The organism is Arthrobacter sp. alpha11c (genome assembly GCF_054149985.1).
Window position 1 is genome coordinate 4,095,755 of record NZ_CP196747.1, and the last position, 16,740, is coordinate 4,112,494.

16 protein-coding genes are annotated in these 16,740 nt (G+C 62.8%); 11 read left to right on the top strand and 5 right to left on the bottom strand.

Annotated features, from left to right (window positions below; all coding sequences use genetic code 11):
• Positions 1 to 36: 36 nt before the first annotated feature.
• Positions 37 to 3,507 (top strand): ATP-binding protein, encoded by a 3,471-nt coding sequence (locus tag ACTAQJ_RS19055; RefSeq protein ID WP_498698503.1) that lies wholly within the window; start codon positions 37 to 39, stop codon positions 3,505 to 3,507.
• Between the two features lie 68 nt (positions 3,508 to 3,575).
• On the opposite strand, the gene ACTAQJ_RS19060 is transcribed toward ACTAQJ_RS19055, so the two are convergent.
• Positions 3,576 to 4,079: an FBP domain-containing protein gene (locus ACTAQJ_RS19060; RefSeq protein ID WP_498698505.1), complete on the bottom strand. Its 504-nt coding sequence runs from the start codon at positions 4,077 to 4,079 to the stop codon at positions 3,576 to 3,578.
• A 385-nt stretch (positions 4,080 to 4,464) separates the two neighbouring features.
• Between ACTAQJ_RS19060 and ACTAQJ_RS19065 the strand changes: the two genes are divergently transcribed.
• The 8 genes from ACTAQJ_RS19065 to ACTAQJ_RS19100 all read left to right on the top strand — a co-directional run bounded on the left by ACTAQJ_RS19065 (position 4,465) and on the right by ACTAQJ_RS19100 (position 12,288).
• Positions 4,465 to 5,547 carry an iron-siderophore ABC transporter substrate-binding protein gene (locus ACTAQJ_RS19065; RefSeq protein ID WP_498698508.1) on the top strand — a complete coding sequence of 361 codons (1,083 nt, stop codon included), beginning with the start codon at positions 4,465 to 4,467 and terminating at the stop codon, positions 5,545 to 5,547.
• 5 nt (positions 5,548 to 5,552) lie between these two features.
• A complete protein-coding gene (locus ACTAQJ_RS19070) occupies positions 5,553 to 6,680 on the top strand; it encodes a FecCD family ABC transporter permease (protein ID WP_498698510.1) in 1,128 nt (375 codons plus the stop codon).
• Positions 6,677 to 7,789: a FecCD family ABC transporter permease gene (locus ACTAQJ_RS19075; RefSeq protein WP_498698513.1), complete on the top strand. Its 1,113-nt coding sequence runs from the start codon at positions 6,677 to 6,679 to the stop codon at positions 7,787 to 7,789. The genes ACTAQJ_RS19070 and ACTAQJ_RS19075 overlap by 4 nt, the downstream gene beginning before the upstream one ends.
• Position 7,790: 1 nt before the next feature.
• Positions 7,791 to 8,615 (top strand): ABC transporter ATP-binding protein, encoded by an 825-nt coding sequence (locus ACTAQJ_RS19080; RefSeq protein ID WP_498698515.1) that lies wholly within the window; start codon positions 7,791 to 7,793, stop codon positions 8,613 to 8,615.
• Positions 8,612 to 9,667, top strand: coding sequence for a siderophore-interacting protein (locus tag ACTAQJ_RS19085; protein ID WP_498698516.1), 1,056 nt, complete (start codon positions 8,612 to 8,614; stop codon positions 9,665 to 9,667). Before ACTAQJ_RS19080 ends, ACTAQJ_RS19085 begins: the two co-directional genes overlap by 4 nt.
• A 425-nt stretch (positions 9,668 to 10,092) precedes the next feature.
• On the top strand, positions 10,093 to 10,467 hold the full coding sequence (locus tag ACTAQJ_RS19090; protein WP_431119127.1) for a helix-turn-helix domain-containing protein: 375 nt from the start codon (positions 10,093 to 10,095) through the stop codon (positions 10,465 to 10,467).
• On the top strand, positions 10,464 to 11,318 hold the full coding sequence (locus ACTAQJ_RS19095) for an IS3 family transposase (RefSeq protein ID WP_431116408.1): 855 nt from the start codon (positions 10,464 to 10,466) through the stop codon (positions 11,316 to 11,318). Before ACTAQJ_RS19090 ends, ACTAQJ_RS19095 begins: the two co-directional genes overlap by 4 nt.
• 133 nt (positions 11,319 to 11,451) lie before the next feature.
• Positions 11,452 to 12,288, top strand: a complete 837-nt coding sequence (locus ACTAQJ_RS19100) for an SGNH/GDSL hydrolase family protein (protein ID WP_498698518.1) — start codon at positions 11,452 to 11,454, stop codon at positions 12,286 to 12,288.
• Between the two features lie 16 nt (positions 12,289 to 12,304).
• On the opposite strand, the gene ACTAQJ_RS19105 is transcribed toward ACTAQJ_RS19100, so the two are convergent.
• Positions 12,305 to 12,592 carry a YciI family protein gene (locus ACTAQJ_RS19105; RefSeq protein WP_498698520.1) on the bottom strand — a complete coding sequence of 96 codons (288 nt, stop codon included), beginning with the start codon at positions 12,590 to 12,592 and terminating at the stop codon, positions 12,305 to 12,307.
• A gap of 68 nt (positions 12,593 to 12,660) precedes the next feature.
• Between ACTAQJ_RS19105 and ACTAQJ_RS19110 the strand changes: the two genes are divergently transcribed.
• Complete coding sequence (locus tag ACTAQJ_RS19110) at positions 12,661 to 13,140, top strand: MarR family winged helix-turn-helix transcriptional regulator (RefSeq protein WP_216927438.1); 480 nt, start codon at positions 12,661 to 12,663, stop codon at positions 13,138 to 13,140.
• A gap of 49 nt (positions 13,141 to 13,189) precedes the next feature.
• Positions 13,190 to 13,954, top strand: a complete 765-nt coding sequence (locus ACTAQJ_RS19115; protein WP_498698522.1) for an SGNH/GDSL hydrolase family protein — start codon at positions 13,190 to 13,192, stop codon at positions 13,952 to 13,954.
• A gap of 11 nt (positions 13,955 to 13,965) precedes the next feature.
• On the opposite strand, the gene ACTAQJ_RS19120 is transcribed toward ACTAQJ_RS19115, so the two are convergent.
• From ACTAQJ_RS19120 to ACTAQJ_RS19130, 3 genes are read right to left on the bottom strand one after another with little or no spacing between them, the layout of a single operon-like run.
• Positions 13,966 to 14,787, bottom strand: a complete 822-nt coding sequence (locus tag ACTAQJ_RS19120) for an FAD:protein FMN transferase (RefSeq protein ID WP_498698526.1) — start codon at positions 14,785 to 14,787, stop codon at positions 13,966 to 13,968.
• Complete coding sequence (locus ACTAQJ_RS19125) at positions 14,771 to 15,241, bottom strand: FMN-binding protein (protein ID WP_498698527.1); 471 nt, start codon at positions 15,239 to 15,241, stop codon at positions 14,771 to 14,773. The genes ACTAQJ_RS19120 and ACTAQJ_RS19125 overlap by 17 nt, the downstream gene beginning before the upstream one ends.
• Complete coding sequence (locus ACTAQJ_RS19130; RefSeq protein WP_498698528.1) at positions 15,238 to 16,698, bottom strand: ferredoxin reductase family protein; 1,461 nt, start codon at positions 16,696 to 16,698, stop codon at positions 15,238 to 15,240. Before ACTAQJ_RS19130 ends, ACTAQJ_RS19125 begins: the two co-directional genes overlap by 4 nt.
• Positions 16,699 to 16,740 lie beyond the last annotated feature (42 nt).

Genomic DNA, 16,740 nt, shown 5'->3' on the forward strand with positions numbered 1-16,740 from the left:
CCCCGCGGACGCAAGCACGACTGACGGGACACAGAAGTGACGATCGCAAGCATGCTCCCTCTCGGCGAGCTCACGAACCCCGGCCAGATGCGCCTGGCCTTGGTGCAGGTGGTCAACTGGGGCACGTTCCATGGAGCCCATACGATGCACGTGGATCGTAAGGGCACCCTTTTGACGGGCAATTCGGGCGTCGGCAAGTCGACGTTGTTTGATGCGATGCTCCGGGTGTTTGATGCCCGCCCGCGGTCCAATGAGGCTGCTGCGCAGCGTTCCGGGGGCGCTGTGGAGGACAAGAGGACCACGTTTACTTATATGCGCGGCAAGGTTGGTGATAAGGCTGTTGGCGATGGGTCGGCCAGTGCCTTCCAGCGCCCTGGTGCCACGTGGTCCGCCGTCGCGCTGACGTTCGACAACGCGGCGGGCACGAAGGTGACGGTCTCTGCGCTGTTTGATTTGCCGAAGAATGGCACGGAGTCCAGCGTCGGGCGTTTTTATGTGATTGACAACAAGCCGCTGGACTTGGAAGCGATCGAGGGGATTGCCCAGAAGAGGTTCACCAAGGGTGCGTTGGAGGGGATCTTCCCTGACGGCCAGGTCTTCGACGTCCATAAGGCGTTTGCGGAGCGGTTCCGCAGGCTCCTCGGCATCAATTCTGATCAGGCGCTTCCCTTGCTGCGTGTAATCCAGGCCGGGAAGGGCCTGGGCGGCAGCGTTAATACGTTCTTCCGCGACCAGGTGCTTGACGCTCCGGCCACGTTGGCTGCGGCTGATGATGTGGTGGAGGAATTCAGCAACCTGATGTCCATCCGGCAGCGCTTGGAAGATGTCCGGCAGCAGCGCGACCAGCTGGCGCCGGTTCCGGGGCTGAACAAGGACTATGCGCAGGCGTTGTTGGATGCGAACAGGCTTCGTGAGTTGGCTGGCGAGGAATTTGAGGCGTACAAGCAGCAGCTTGCGGTCACTGTCCACGCCAAGACGTTGGCGCGTTTCAAGGAGTTGGCCCAGTCCAAGGCGCAGGAACTCGCGGCCGAGCGCACGGTCCGGGATGCTTTGGCCAAGGAGCTCCGTGAGCTGGAGCTGGACTACAACAACCGCGGCGGTAACGCGATTTCGGCTATCGAGCAGTCGTTGGAGAACGCCCGTGTAAGTCTGAAGTTGCGCCAACAGGTGGAGGAATCCGCCCGGAAGGCGCTGGCCGATGCGGGACTGAACCTTGAGTGGTCGGCCGAGGGCTGGGACCAAGCCCATGAGCAGGCTGCCACCCGTTCGGCGGAGTTGAAGGACGATTCGGAGGCTTTGAAGGAACTCCGTTTCGAGGCCTTCGACGGCCACGCGACCAAGAAACGCGAGCTGGCTGCGGCTGAGCAGGAGCTGCTGTCGTTGCGGTCGCGCAAGTCTTTGCTGCCGCCGTCGAGTATTGAGAACCGAGCCGCGATCGCAGCCGCAACCGGCATCCCCGAGGAGCGGATGCCGTTCGGCGGTGAGCTGATCGACCTCGCCGAGGGCCAGGATCAGTGGCGTCCGGCCGCGGAACGCGCGCTCCGCAACCTCGCCACCACGCTGCTGGTTCCGGGAGAGCATTTCGCTGCGGTTACGCGGTACTTGAACGACAACACGGTCCGGGGCGCACTGCGCGCAGTGGATGTGTCCAAGCCCGTTGCCGGTGGCGCGCTGGCTGTGGAGGACGTGTCCGACGGCGATCTCTTGACTAAGCTGAGCATCCTCACTTCGGGCGCCAACGCCGACGCCGGGGAATGGATCCGCGAACGGATCGCCTTGGACTTCGCGTACCCGTGCGTTGAGGACCCGGACGAGCTGGCTTCAATGGACAAGGGCCTCAGCCTCGGTGGCGTGGTCAAACGCAACCGGCACACCGTGGAAAAGGACGACCGTTTCACGAGCCGGCAGGACTACGTCCTCGGCTTCGACAATGCGTCCAAGCTTGAACTGGTGGCGGCCCGGGTGGGCGAACTGGAAAACGAGCTGGCCAAGGCTGCCGAGCTGGCGCAAAGCCGTGAGGATTCCCACCAAGGGATGGCCCGGCAGTTGGAAGCCCTTCGCAGGGTGGCCGAGGATGAGCGTCCATGGGAACAGGTCTCCGCAGCGGTTGCGGCGGACGAGCTCTCGCGGATTGAACAGCGGCTTTCTGATGCGTTGGCTGCCCAGGCGGACCTTGAACCGTTGCGTGCGAACATCGAGGCAGTACGGGAAAAACACCAGTCCTCCACAGGCGCGGCTGCCGTGCTGCAGAGCGAATACAAAGCGCTCGACCAAAAGATGATCACGGCTGACGGCCTGCTTGATGCCGCGAGGTTGAAGCTTGAGCAAGCACCGCCGTCGAGCTCTACCGTAGCCGCGCTGGAACCGTACTTTGCCGGCGTCGGCGAGGTATCCGAACTTTACGAACTGGACAACCTGGCCAACAGCGTCCGCAACAAGCTGCTCGACGAGCTGCACGCCGCCGAATCACGCAGCCAGGCTACGGCAGAGCGTCTGACGCGAATATTCGAGGCTTTCGTGCGCGATTGGGGCAGCGCCATCAGCGCTGACCATGGCACGTCCATCGGGGCTGCCGGGGACTTCGAATCGCGATATCACGCGATCGTGAGCGATGGCTTACCCGCCCAGGAGGCGGAGTTCCGACTGTTCTTCAACCAGCGCACGCACGAATCGTTCAGTACGCTCCTGCACCTTCTGGATGAGGAGCGCCGGAGTATCACCAGCCGGATCCTGCCCCTCAACGGCATCCTGTCCGAGGTCAATTTCCACGAAGGCAGCTACCTGGAACTGGACATCAAGCAGACGCTTCCTGCCACGGCCAAGCAGTTCAAGGATGCTATCCAGAACGCGCTGAAGGCCAAGCACACGCGGCCCTCCCGCAGCGCATCTGCCGCTGCCGGAACAGAGGCCGACGACGACGCCGAGCTCACCGCCCGCTACAAGTCCCTGGAGACCCTGGTGAAGCGTCTCGGTTCCCAAACCCCTGAGGACCGCCGGTGGCGCGCCGAGGTCCTGGACGTCCGCGGCCACCTGTTTATCCAGTGCAAGGAGCACAGGGAGGTGGCCGCCAAGTCGGCGAAAACCGGCAAGGCCGGCAAGAAGCAGACCGAGGTCTTCATGCATGCCGATACCGGTTCCATGTCCGGCGGTGAACGCCAGCGCTTCACGGCGTTCATCATGGCCGCGGCCCTGAGCTATCAGCTGGGCATTGCCGAGCAGGGCTTCACCACTTACGGCACCGTGATGATGGACGAAGCGTTTGTGCTGGCATCCGAGGAATTCGCCGGGGCTGGAATCAAGGCGCTTCACGAATTTGGCTTCCAGTTGTTGCTGGCCGCGCCGGAAAACGTGATCGATCTGTCCCGGCACCTTGGCTCGGTCACGGAAATCCTCCGCGACAAGCGGACCAACCGGTCCGGCGTGCTCACGGCTCCCGTCATTGCAGGCCCTGGCGAGCCTGGCGCATGGCGGTCCGAAGCCAACCCCGTAGACATCGTCCTGCGATAAAGCAACGCGGGGTCACATATGGCCCATGGTGGAGACCTTAATGGGCCAAAAGTGACCCCGCGTTGCCTTTAGCGGGTGGAGTTCCCGCGCACCCGATCCAGGAACTGGGCCGTCCGCTCTTCGAGCCCGGCGATTTGCCGAACCACGACGACGGCCGGGTCCGGGTTGATTTCATTGGCGGGCGGTTCCTTGCGCACATTGGCGCTGCAACCGAACTCGGCGCAGATCAAGGTCCCCACGGTGTTGCCGTCCTTGCCTGACTGTCCGGCCTTCTTGGCGACCCACAGATAGACATCGTCTTTGGATAAGACGTCGCGGCACAATTCGCAGAGGACCACGCGCTTCCTTCCGGAGCCACCTTCAGGAGCCCGAAGCATGATTCCGGTGAGCTTGCCCCGGTGAGGCACCACCAGGTACCCGCGCTGGGGCATTTTTTCGTCGCGCCAGCCGAGGAACTCAAGGTTGTCCCAGTCGATGGTTTCAAAGTCACGGGGAAGGTTGAGCTTGGCAGCTTCGGAGCGGCTGGCATTGATGAATGATGAACGGATTTGTTGGGCAGTGATTTTCTGCACGGCAAAGCTTCTTTCGGAGTTGATCGACGGCGCGCTGAACAGGAGCGCGATGGCTGGAAAGGAGCGTCGGTCATCGGTGAAAGCGAGGCACAGCAAAGAGACCCAAAATAGGGATGCTTGTTGTATCTGGAGCTCGTGTACCTAGAGTGATGCCGACGGGTGGGGGAGTGCCAAGCAGGCCAAAATGGCCACCTCGCCAACCATGGCTGCAGCAACGGAAACCGTGCGCACGCTCATCTCCTCGTCGTTCTCCTTGGAAGCGGTAGTCCGCTGCCGATATCTTAGCAATGCCGCAGCTTGGACATTACGTGATGCAAACGTTTCGTAATTATCCAAAGGCTAGGCTAGCCTTACTTAGGTTCGCATCACTTACCTAAGGAGTCCCGTGGCTTCCCTTCTTCCACGCCGCGCCCTGCTGAAGACCGCAGGCACCGCGACAGCCGCTTTGGCCGCCGTCGTACTTTCCCTCACTGGCTGCTCCACCGGGCCCGCCACCTCCACTCCTGCAATGGAGCAGGCCGAAACCGCTGCTTTCCCCGTGACCATCGAGCACGCTTTCGGTGAGACCACCATCAAGGAACAGCCCAAGCGCGTAGTCACCATCTCCTGGGTCAATGACGACGTCGCAATAGCCCTGGGCGTTGTCCCGGTTGGCGTTCCCAAGAACGAGTGGGGCAACAACGACAAGGGCTCCACGCCGTGGAAGGATGCCGCGCTGGAGAAGCTTGGCGCGGGCTTCGGTTCGGACAAGGCTCCCGTGCAGTTCTCCGAGGCGGACGGCATCAACTTCACTGAGATCGCCAAGCTGAACCCGGACGTCATCCTCGGCGCCTACTCCGGCCTGGAAGAAGCCGATTACAAGAAACTTTCTGAAATCGCTCCCGTCGTTGCCTACCCGGAGCTCGCCTACGGTACGCCCTGGCAGGAAAGCACCACCATCATCGGTAAGGCCCTCGGCAAGGAAGCCGAAGCCAAGAAGCTGATCCAGGACACTGAAGCCACCGTCAAAGACAAGGTTTCCAAATACCCGCAGATCAAGGACAAGACCTTTATCTACGGCAACCTTGAGCCGGCCAAGGGTGACGGTGTGAACGTCTACACGGCCATCGACAACCGCCCGCGCTTCCTCTCCGAAATCGGCATGAAGCTCGCTCCGGTCGTGGAGCAGAACACCAAGACCAACAAGGACTTCTTCATCCCGTGGTCCGCTGAAAAGGCTAACGAGCTCAAGTCCGATGTCTTCGTGACATGGGTACCCGAAGCCGCCACGGCCGACGCCATCAAGGCCGACCCCCTGCTGGGCCAGATACCCGCCGTCAAGTCCGGCGCACTCGTTGCCGACGCCGATCAGACCCTTACGCTGTCCATCTCCGCCTCCTCGCCGCTGAGCCTGCCGTGGGCCCTGGACACGTTCCTGCCGCAGCTGGGCAGTGCAGCGGACAAGGCAGCCGAAGCGGCAGGCAAGTAACTGCAATGAACTTGAGTACGACGACGGCGGCTTCCGCGGAGCAGGTTCGCGGCACATCCGTGCCGCGGAACCAGCGAGAAAGCGCCCCTCGGAGCAACGCGGCCGATGGGGGAACCCGTCCCAACGGCACCAGCACCGTCATAGGCGGGCGGAGTGCCTGGCTGGTGGTCGCCGTCGTCGTACTCGTCGCTGCGTGCGCAGCATCCATGGCAATCGGCGCGCGCGGGCTTCCCCTGACCACCATTTGGGAAGCGATCACCAACTTCAATCCAGAAAGCGGCGACCACGCAGTGGTCATCGCACGGATTCCCCGAACAGTATTGGGTCTCCTGGCAGGCGCCGCCCTGGGCTTGGCCGGAGCGGCAATGCAAGGAGTGGCCCGCAACCCCTTGGCTGATCCCGGCATTCTGGGACTCAACGCGGGTGCGGCTCTTGCAGTTGTCGTGGGCATCTATGTTTTCGGTGTCGGTTCGCTGACCGGCTACATTTGGTTCGCCTTCATCGGCGCCGCAGCGGCCGCCGTCGTCGTATACGCCATCGCATCCAGGGGCCGTGACGGTGCGACGCCGGTCAAGCTCGCCCTCGCGGGCGCGGCGCTGAGTGCCGGCCTGTTCTCGCTGATGAATGTCATCCTGGTTTCAAGCCAGGACACCCTGGACCGATTCCGGTTCTGGCAGGTGGGAAGCATTGGCGGACGGGACTGGTCCGTTCTACTGCCCGCACTTCCCTTCCTGACCGTCGGCGCCGTGATCGTCATGGCCAGTGGACGCATCTTGAACAGCCTCGCGTTGGGTGACGACATCGCCCGTGGACTTGGTCAGAATGTTGCCCTGTCCCGCGGAATCATTGGCCTGGGGATCGTCCTGCTGTGCGGATCCGCTACGGCGCTGGCTGGACCCATTGGCTTCCTCGGCCTGGTGATTCCGCACGCTGTTCGCTCGCTCACTGGTCCGGACTACCGCTGGGTCCTCCCGTTCTCCATGATCTCGGCGCCCATCCTGCTGATCATCGCCGATGTGATCGGCCGCGTGGTCTTGCTTCCCGGCGAAGTTCCCGCCGGCATCATGACCGCGCTCGTGGGTGCGCCGGTCTTCGTCTGGCTCATCCGCCGCGGAAAGGGGGCCGGGCTGTGACCACCGTCCACAAACTCCCCGCCGAGTTGGCACTTAACACCAATGATTCCCAGAAACATGGGCATGATCTGACACTTCGGCGCCGCCTGGGCCCCACGCTTCTCCTGGGCTTGGCCCTCCTGGTCATGTTCGCGGTGTACGTACTGCTGGGCAGCTACACCGTCACCATTCCCGATTTCTTCACAATCGTCATCAACCACCTCACGGGCGGCGAGAAGATTCCCGGCGCCAGCTTCATCGTCATGGAGCACAGACTGCCGCGCGCTACCATCGGAACACTGATCGGCGTCGCCTTTGGCCTGGCTGGCGCGCTTTTCCAGACCATGCTGCGGAACCCCCTGGCCAGCCCGGACATTATCGGTATCAGCTACGGCGCCAGTGCGGCGGCCGTGACGGCGATTGTGATCTTTGGTGCTTCCGGAGCGGTCGTCTCTTGGGCAGCCCTTGGCGGCGCGCTGGGTGTTGCGGCCATTATCTACGCCATTTCGCGTGGCACCGGGTCCGGGGCAGGCGGAGGCAGCCGCGGCAATGCTGCCGGCAACCGACTCATCCTTGCGGGTGTGGGCATCGCCGCGGCACTGCACGCGGTGGTCAACTTTCTCATGACCCGTGCAGACATCCGTACCGCGGCTGACGTCCTCGTCTGGCTTAACGGTTCGCTGAATTCTGCCACTTGGGAGCGCGCCGGGATCCTCACGGCCTCCTTGCTGGTCCTGGTTCCGGCTGTCATCATCCTGGCCGGCCCGCTGCGCATCCTCGAACTCGGTGACGATGCGGCCGCCGGCCTTGGCATCAGGGTCAACGCCACCCGGCTGGGACTGGTGTTGACCGCCGTCGGGCTTGCCGCCGTCGCAACGGCCGCTGCCGGTCCCGTGGCGTTCGTCGCTTTCCTGGCCGGACCAATTGCACGCCGCATCGTCCGCAAACCCAGCCTCCCGGCGTCGGCCTTTACCGGCGCGCTGATCGTGCTGGCCGCTGACTTCTTCGCCTCCAACATCGCCCCCGTCATCCTCGACGGAACCGTCCTCCCGGTCGGCGTCATCACCGGCGCCCTCGGTGCACCCTTCCTGCTGTGGCTCCTGGTCACCTCGAATCGAAAGGAAGCCTGACATGGCCATCCTTAATGCCAAGGACCTGACACTTCAATACGAGCACCGCAAGGTAGTTGAGGGTCTCACCACCGAAATCCCCGAGGGCAAAGTCACCATGATCGTGGGCGCCAATGCCTGCGGTAAGTCCACGCTTCTCCGTGGATTGTCACGGCTGCTCAAGCCTGCCGGCGGTGCCGTGACCCTCGACGGCAAGGACATCCACTCCCGACCCGCCCGTGAGCTCGCCCGGACGCTGGGCCTGCTTCCGCAGCACCCCACCGCTCCGGACGGTATTAGCGTGCGCGACCTCGTGGGACGGGGCCGGTATCCGCATCAGGGTTTCTTCCGAAGTTGGAGCGATTCCGACGACGCCGCGGTGCAGCGGGCGCTCCAAGCTACCGCAACGCTGGAACTCGCAGAGCGAAGCGTCGACGAACTGTCCGGCGGACAGCGCCAGCGCGTCTGGATTGCCATGGCCCTTGCGCAGGAAACCGAGGTGCTGCTGCTTGACGAGCCAACCACGTACCTGGACCTTGCGCACCAGGTTGAAGTGTTGGACCTCGTTACGGACCTCAACCGCAGCCGGGGCACCACCGTGGCGATCGTGCTCCACGACCTCAACCTCGCCGCGCGCTACGCCGACCACGTCATCGCCATGAAGGGCGGATGCATTGTGGCCGAAGGACCCGCACCCGTTGTAGTGACCGAGCAACTGGTCTACGACGTCTTTGGCCTGGAATCCAGGGTGGTTCCCGACCCCATCTCAGGAACACCGCTCATCGTCCCCATCGGACGCCACCACGCACAGCCCGTTTCAACCAACGAACTGGAGATCGCCTCATGAGTGCACAACCAACACGGACCCAAGCGAGCGCCGCCGTGGAACCCATGACCCTGGCCTTCGACGTCACAGTCTCGGCCGTGCAGGACCTGAGCCCGAATTTCCGCCGGATCACGTTCGGAGGGTACTCGCTGCGCGGCTTCGGCGTTGCAGGGGACACCTTGGACCTGCGCGTGAAATTGATGATTCCTTCATTCGACGCGGACGGACAGCAGATCCCCCTGCCCGAATTCAAGATGGAAGAAGCCGGGTGGTACCAGGAATGGTTGGCCATGGACCCGTCCATCCGCGGTGACATGCGCACGTACACGGTCAGGGCTGAGCGACTCGACGCCGTGTACCCCGAAATCGACATCGACTTTGTCATGCACTTCGACGACGCAGGCCACGGCGGACCCGCAGCCAACTGGGCGAAAGAAGCCAAGCCCGGAGACGCCCTCACCATCATTGGCCCCAACAACCGCGCGGCCCAGTGCACCACCGCCGGTGCCTACGGCGGCATCGAATGGCGTCCCGGCCTGGCCCAGAGAGTCCTGCTCGCCGGAGACGAGACAGCAGTGCCGGCAATCAGCGCCATCCTCGAAAGCCTGCCCGCGGACATTACCGGCCACGCTTTCCTCGAAGTTCCCGAAGCCGGCGACTTCCAGGACATCAGCACACCCGCCGACATCGAAATCACCTGGCTTGCCCGAGGCGCAGCGATTGGACGCTCCCGCCCCCACGGCGAACTCCTCAAAGAAGCCGTCAGCAAGGCTGTCCCCGTCCCCGGTTGGGTAGGCCTCAAGGGCACAAACTCCGCTGCCGGTCCCGAGCCCGAAGACGTCAACGTGGACCAGGACATCCTCTGGGAAACCCCGCAACGCATGGATACCGCAGCCATCGAAGCCTCCAAGAACCCCACTTTGCCTGCCGGTGCGCTGCCCTTCTACGCCTGGATCGCCGGGGAAGCATTTGTGATCAAGGAAATGCGACGGTACTTGGTGCGGGACGTAGGAATTGATCGGAAGCAAGTGGCGTTCATGGGGTACTGGCGACGAGGTAAGGCAGAGGGCTAAGCGTGTTTTAGCTGCCGGGCCAGCCACTTGGGTCCGGCCGCTTGGCGGGGATCCGGCAGCTTGGCGGGCATCCTCGGCGTGCTGCTCCTTCGTCGCTTTGACGCACGCTGCCGGATCCCCGCCAAGCGGCCTCGTGCGTTCCTCACCCTTCCGATGTTCTCGCACTTCCCGCCGGTTTTTGGGGCACGTTCTCTCACTTCCCGTGAACTGCTCCCCTGAAGTTGGACTGTGAATCGCAGTTCCGTTTTGAGGGGAGCAGTTTTGTGAGTTCGCGTAGTTCATTGTCTGTGGTGCAGCGGGTGTCGGCTGTAGCGTGTTTTGAAAGGGGTCTGGGGTATCGGACGGCGGCCCGGCTCCTGGGTGCCCCTGTTGTGGCGGTGAGGTCGTTGTATGGGTTGTGGAGGATTCATGGGCGAGGAGTGCTGGTGAGCAGGGCACCGAAGTCATACTCTTTCGAGGTCAAGCTGGCGTTGGTGCAGCGTTTCCTTGCGGGCGAAACCGGGCAGGATTTGGCTGTTGAAGCGGGCCTGTCTTCGCGGCAACAGCTCCAGAAATGGGTCAGGGATTATCGTTTGGAGGGTGAGGACGGGTTGCGGCCCAAACGCAACGGCAGGCCAGTGAAGTCCGGGACCGCGGCTTCGCGGGAACCGGGGGTCGTGCCCTCCGCGAAGTCGGCGGCCGGGCCGCGGGCCGGGGAGGCTTCGGAGCTTGAGCAGTTGCGTCGGGAAAACGAACTGTTGCGGGCACAGGTGGCCTACTTGGGAAAATTGCGTGCCTTGAGGGCTCAGGAACAACGGTGAAGGTTCAAGCCCTCATCGCTCTCAAGGCTGATTACCGGCTTCCGGTTCTGCTGCAGGCCGCGGGTCTGGCCCGCTCGACGTTCTTCTATCACCAGGCCCGGCTCGAGTCCCCGGACCCGAAGGAAGCACTCAAGAGCGCCATCACGGAGGTTTTCACGGTCAACCATGGCCGCTACGGCCACCGGCGCATCCATACCGAGCTGATGAAGAAGGGGTGGGTGGTCGCGAAGAAGACCGTGTTGAAGCTGATGCGCGCGTTACACCTGCGGTGCAAGGTCCGGCGGCGGAAACGCTATAACTCTTACCAAGGCGAACAGGGTGTGATTGCACCGAACCTGCTGAACCGGAAGTTTGACGCCGATGCTCCGAACCAGAAGTGGGTCACCGACGTCACCGAGTTCCGCGTCGGGGACCACAAGCTCTACCTTTCACCGGTCATGGATCTTTTTGACCGGCAGATCATCTCTTATTCCGTTGGCAGTTCACCGAACCTGGAACTTGCCAACAGCTCACTGCGCCAGGCCATCGCCTGCCTGGAACCGGGACAGCACCCGCTGGTGCATTCGGACCAAGGCTTCCAATACCAGCACCACTCCTGGCGGGTCCTGCTCAACGATGCCGGCGCCACCCAGTCAATGTCCCGCAGGGGCAACTGCTACGACAACGCCGTAATGGAAAACTTCTTCGGCCACCTCAAGGAAGAACTCTTCCACCACGTCCGGTTCCTCAGCACCGAAGCCCTGGCAACAGCACTGCACGAATACATCACCTGGTACAACAACGAAAGAATCTCCACCAAACTCAAGGGCCTAAGCCCGGTCCAATACCGGGCCCAGACCCTCGCAGCCTAGAATCCCAATTAGCCAGTCCAACAAACGGGGACCAGTTCACCGCCGGTTTTTGGGGGATGTTCTCTCACTTCCCGATCGACCTGTTCACCTTGGGTTGGTTGGGGTGTAACCGGGGGTGGGTAGCGTTGTCTGGATGCGGGATGGTTACGCGGCTGGGCACGGCGGACGACGGCGGTACGTCGCCCTTGGGGATTCCTTCACCGAGGGCGTGGGGGACCCGAGTAAGGTGCTGCCCAATGGGGTTCGCGGATGGGCAGACCGGGTCGCCGAGAAATTGGCCAAAGCGCAGCCTGGCTGGGAGTACGCGAACCTCGCAGTGCGCAGTAAGAGGCTCCGGCACATCATCGATGAACAGCTTGAGCCCGCCCTGGCCATGGAGCCAACACTCATCACGCTTTATGCCGGCGGCAATGACATCCTGGATTTTGGAACGGACATGGATGCGCTCCTCAACGACTATGAACTGCTGGTCGCCCGTCTCGCTGACACTGGGGCCACAGTTGTCCTTTTTACCGGCTTTGACGTGAAGGTCTCAGCCGTCCTGGAACCGTTCAAGAAGCGCAACACCCAGTACAACCAAAAGGTCCGTGATATCGCCGAAAAGTACGGGGCGATCCTGGTGGATTATTGGTGCTTCGACGCCTACAAAGACGCACGGATGTGGGCTCCCGACCGGCTTCACATGTCCAAAGCCGGCCACAAATATCTCGCCGCCCAGGTCCTGGACCATCTAAACGTCCCGCACAAGATTTCTCCGAAGCAATGGGACCCACCCCAAAGAATGACCATGCGCGAATGGGAGCGCAGGCAGCGGCGCTGGGTGAACGACTGGGTGCTGCCCCTCTTTGGACGTAAACTCCGCGGCGTCACGCTGGGGGACTCCCTGAATCCGCGGTGGCCCCAGCCCGTGAAAGTCCCCCGCAAGGGTGGACTGAAGAAACTGGTCGAAAACCAGCAGGCTACGCAGTGAAGCTACCCGGCAAGCCTCAGTTCTCGAGCAGGTTCTCGTAGCCCTCGGCCACACTGGTCGCGGTGAATTCGATGATCTCGAACTCGGCCACGCCGTTGCTGAAGAAGGGGTCTTTGGCCAGCGAGTCATCCAGTGTTGCCCGGTCTGCTTTGGACAGCAACACGCCGCCCGTGGCTGGGACGCGACGTCCCGACGCAAGGAACACGCCGGCGTCGAACGCGTCCTTAAGCCAGGCCATGTGGGCTGGACGGTGGAAATCGGCGATTTCATCGGGAACTTTGTAGGTCAAGGCGACAACGAACATTCCGCCAGCCTACCGTTTGCGCCTGCAGCAAGGCCGGGCCAACCGGCTAATTCTCCTAAGATGGATCCATGACTGAACCCCGCTGGCTTAATGCCGACGAACGCCGTGCCTGGTTGGCCCTCCTGAGCATCAATACGTTGCTCCCCTCGGCGTTGGATACGCAGCTTCAGTCTGCTGGAAAATTGTCGCTGTTCGACTACAACGTGCTGGCGATGCTCTCGGAAACCGAGGGACGGTACCTGCCCATGAGCGAGCTCGCCGCCCGGACCAGTGCGTCGCTATCGCGCCTGTCGCACGTGGTCACCAAACTCCAGAAGCGCGGCTGGGTGGAACGCCAGGCACACCCCGGCGACGCGCGCGTCACCGTCGCCCACCTGACCGAGGCCGGTATGTCCACCATTGTGGCCCTCGCTCCCGGTCACGTTGAATCCGTGCGGGCGCTGATGCTCGATTCACTCTCGCCCGACGACGTCGCGGACCTCGCGCGCATCGGCGAGAAGATCGTCTCCAGGCTGGACAATAACCATTGGATCCTGCGCGAATCGTAGCGTTGCCCATGCTTTGTAGGTAGCGGTGGGCTAATGGCAGACTGGCGGCATGGATTTTTCTGCCCGTTATGTTGCCTTGGGGGATTCCTTCACTGAGGGCGTTGGCGACGACGACCCAACCCGCCCCAACGGCGTCAGGGGATGGGCTGACGTCGTTGCCCGGCAGCTGGCCCACAGCAACGAGGACTTCGGCTATGCCAACCTCGCAATCCGCGGCAGGAAGCTCCGCCAAATCATGGCAGAACAAGTGGACGCGGCAGTCGCACTGAAGCCCACTTTGGTAACGATGTACGCGGGTGCCAACGACATCCTGCGGCCCAAGATCGATATTGACTCCCTTTTGGAGGATTACGACGCCGGCATCGCCAAGTTAAGCGGGACGGGTGCCACTGTTGTGCTCTTCACGGGCTTTGACGCCCGCGGTTCGAAGGTTTTCAGCACGATGCGTGGACGGACGGCGATCTACAACGAACTGCTCCGCGAAATCGCCGAGAGCCATGGTGCCCTGCTGGTGGATTACTGGCGGTTCGATGAGTACTACGACGTCCGGATGTGGGCGCAGGACCGGATGCACATGTCGACGGCGGGTCACGTTAACATGGCCAAGCGCGTGCTGGACGTCCTCGAGCATGAGCATGTGCTTGAAGTCCCCGAACTCGCTCCGCTTCCCACGCTCAACCGTTCCGAGGCCATCCGGGCAAATGCGCGATGGGTCCGGGAATTCGCCGGCCCGTGGGTGGTGCGCCGTGTGCGGGGTACTTCCTCGGGCGATGGGCTTAGCCCGAAGTATCCAGCGCTGATCCGCCCGGTCTAAAAGGCCCGGGCTCAGGCCGCATTACGGAAACCCGGCGTGGCGAGCAGCGTTCCGGCCCTGCCAACCGCGAGCACGTCGACACCCCATTTCTCCACGGCATGATCCAAGGTTTGTGTTCCGCCGGCGACGATTGCCGTTGACAGGACGTCGGCCGTAACAATGTCCTGCGCCGCGACGGAAACCTGAAGGAACTCCGACAGTCCTGCACCGACGGTCCAAATGTGTTCTCCCCTTTCAGCCGAGCCTGACGTTGCAAGGGCCGCCATTCCGTGTTCCGCTGAATCGCTGAGGCGGTATGTACTGAGCAGCTTCTGGCGATCGAAGGGATCAACGATCCCGGCCCGCCACGGATTGGGATCTTCAAAGCCAGAGTCCGTTGGCCCGGGTGATCCGCTGACCAGCACATCCCCACCAGCGTTGAGGCACCAATTGCGCAGGCCGAGCGCACCCAAGGACAGCGCAGCTTCGCGCATGGCGTGGGCTTTGACGATTCCGGAAAGATCCAACGCGCCGTCCGATCGCTCAGCCGTGAACGCCCCTTCGGTGTCCACGCGCCATTCCGAGGCCGCTGCATAGAGTTCCTGCATCAACTCCGAGGCATACGCCAACGTCAGTTCGCCCCGGGCCAGCCGGCTTGCCTCAGATCCTTCGCGGTAAAGGCTGAACGTCAGGTCGAGCTGCGTAAATATCTCTCCTACGACGTCGACGGCGGACTGCAGCTCATCGACGGCGGTTTGGGCGGACGTGCCGCTCGCCACGGTCAGGCTCACCACAGTGCCCATGCTGCGGAACGTACGCGCACGGAGCTGTTCGCCGCTAAAAGTTGGCTGCATCGAGGGCCGCCTGAAGGGAGCTGAGATAGGCCTCACTGGTGACGGTCGCGCCACTGACAGTTTGTACATTGGCTGACTGGGCCTGCAGGACTTCGGATCGCAAGACCGGTGCTGCCCGGCTGCTGATCTGGGCCGACTTCCGCTCGGCATCGGTGAGTTGCAGGGGTGTGACCTCGGTGATCTTGCCGTCCTGGATGGTCACCTGCACATGGACTGTGCCGAAGCGGGTGCCGACCGACGCGCCGTCGTACGTTGCCGCCGTCGTGCTTTCCGCGCTGCTGCCGCCCCCGGTGCCGGTGCTACCGTTCGCAGCCGAACCGCCGGCCGACATGCTGCTGCTGAGGCTTGTTGTGGTGGAGGTGCCTGTTTCGGCAACGTGAGCGCCTGATTGCCAGCCTGCGAGGAGTATGCCCGCGGACGCCAGGGCCGTTGCCATTGCTGCCCGGATTCTCACCAGTCGAACCTTTCGTAGTGGAGTTGTTCTGCAGGTACCCCGGCAGCCTGTGCGTCCTGGACCACTTTGCTGGACCAGCCAGCAGGACCGCAGACGTAGACGTCGGCGTTGGCCACGTCCGGGATATAGGAGCGGAGCGTGAAACCGGCTTGGACGGCTGATTCGGGCAGCCATTCGTTGGGGCGTACGGAGCGTGGGCCGGTCAGGTGAAAGAGCGTTGCGCCGCGGGCTTGGCACAGGGCCATGATTTCCTGGCCAAGGAAGAGCTCTGATTCGTCGTGTCCGCGTAGCAAGACCGCTGCATTGCCGGGCTCAAATGGGGTGGATTCCAGCAGCGACCGCAGAGGCGTGATGCCAATGCCGGCGCCGATCATCACCACTCTGTTGCGGGACCGGGCGGCGGTGCTGAACATCCCATAGGGTCCCTCAAGGGCGACCCTGGTGCCGGGCCTGAGGCGGGCCAGCCGGGCCGATCCGTCGCCCAGGTTTCGGACGGTGATACGGAGTTTGGCCGCCGTAGTGCCCGTGGCCGGAAATGGCTCCGCGGACAGGCTGAAGGGGTGCGGCTGCCACCAGAACCCGGGAGCCAGGAACCTCCAGATGAAGAATCTCCCGCCGCTGCCTGCCAGCGATTCGAGGTGCAGTCCGGTCATTTCGATGGTGAACACGTCCGGTGCCACGCGCACTATGCGGCTGACCGTGAGTTGATGCCGGGCTGTCGCCGCGAGTGGTTGGTAAATCCTGAAGAACAGGAGCGCCGCGCCCGTTCCGATGCAGATTGCCAGCCAATACCAGCGCTGCCAGGTTCCTTCGGCAAAGAGTCCGCCAACACTGAACTGGTGGGGAATGGCCGTTGCCACTGCTGCGTACGTCAGGAGATGGATCACGTACCAGAATTCGTAAGGAAACTTGCGACGGATAGCCACCAGCGAGGTCACCACCACGGCGATGAACAGCGCCATCGCGACGAACGCGAACCACATATCCGGCACGTTGACCCACAGGGACACGGCTTCGCTGACAGGGTCAAGCCCGTCTGCGGCGCCATACCCAACGGCGATGAAGATCCCATGTGCCAGCAGCAGGTAAAGCGCCGGCTTGCCCAGTGTTTTGTGGATCCCAAGAGCACGGTCATGCCCGATTGTGTTGTCGATCAGCGGGATCCGGGCCGCGAGAAGCAGCATGAGGAGGACCACGTCCATGCCGACCAAACCAGCCACGATTCCCAGGGCTGTCGCGCTTCCGGCAAAGGAGGAGAACCCGCCTGCGCCGCCGTCTGCGAGCCACAAGGCGACCGCGACCACCGGGGACACCCACGCGAGGAAACCCAGAAGGTCGGCCCGGGCCAGCCGCCGTCGGGCTTGCCCCCGAAAGGGCTCGACGGCGGCTGGTGGCGTCCGTGGGCCCGGCGCCGAGGACTGTTCAGCACTCGAAACACGTGAAAGAAGCGATGTCATAGTCCAAGACTCGCCAGGCATCCTTTCGTTCTGCTGTGAAAG

Coding starts and splice junctions, on each gene's coding strand:
- ACTAQJ_RS19105 (WP_498698520.1), bottom strand. CDS start 12,592: ATGTTCGTTGTCGCCTTGACCTACAAAGTTCCCGATGAAATCGCCGAT.
- ACTAQJ_RS19080 (WP_498698515.1), top strand. CDS start 7,791: ATGGCCATCCTTAATGCCAAGGACCTGACACTTCAATACGAGCACCGC.
- ACTAQJ_RS19115 (WP_498698522.1), top strand. CDS start 13,190: ATGGATTTTTCTGCCCGTTATGTTGCCTTGGGGGATTCCTTCACTGAG.
- ACTAQJ_RS19085 (WP_498698516.1), top strand. CDS start 8,612: ATGAGTGCACAACCAACACGGACCCAAGCGAGCGCCGCCGTGGAACCC.
- ACTAQJ_RS19100 (WP_498698518.1), top strand. CDS start 11,452: ATGCGGGATGGTTACGCGGCTGGGCACGGCGGACGACGGCGGTACGTC.
- ACTAQJ_RS19130 (WP_498698528.1), bottom strand. CDS start 16,698: ATGACATCGCTTCTTTCACGTGTTTCGAGTGCTGAACAGTCCTCGGCG.
- ACTAQJ_RS19110 (WP_216927438.1), top strand. CDS start 12,661: ATGACTGAACCCCGCTGGCTTAATGCCGACGAACGCCGTGCCTGGTTG.
- ACTAQJ_RS19120 (WP_498698526.1), bottom strand. CDS start 14,787: ATGCAGCCAACTTTTAGCGGCGAACAGCTCCGTGCGCGTACGTTCCGC.
- ACTAQJ_RS19070 (WP_498698510.1), top strand. CDS start 5,553: ATGAACTTGAGTACGACGACGGCGGCTTCCGCGGAGCAGGTTCGCGGC.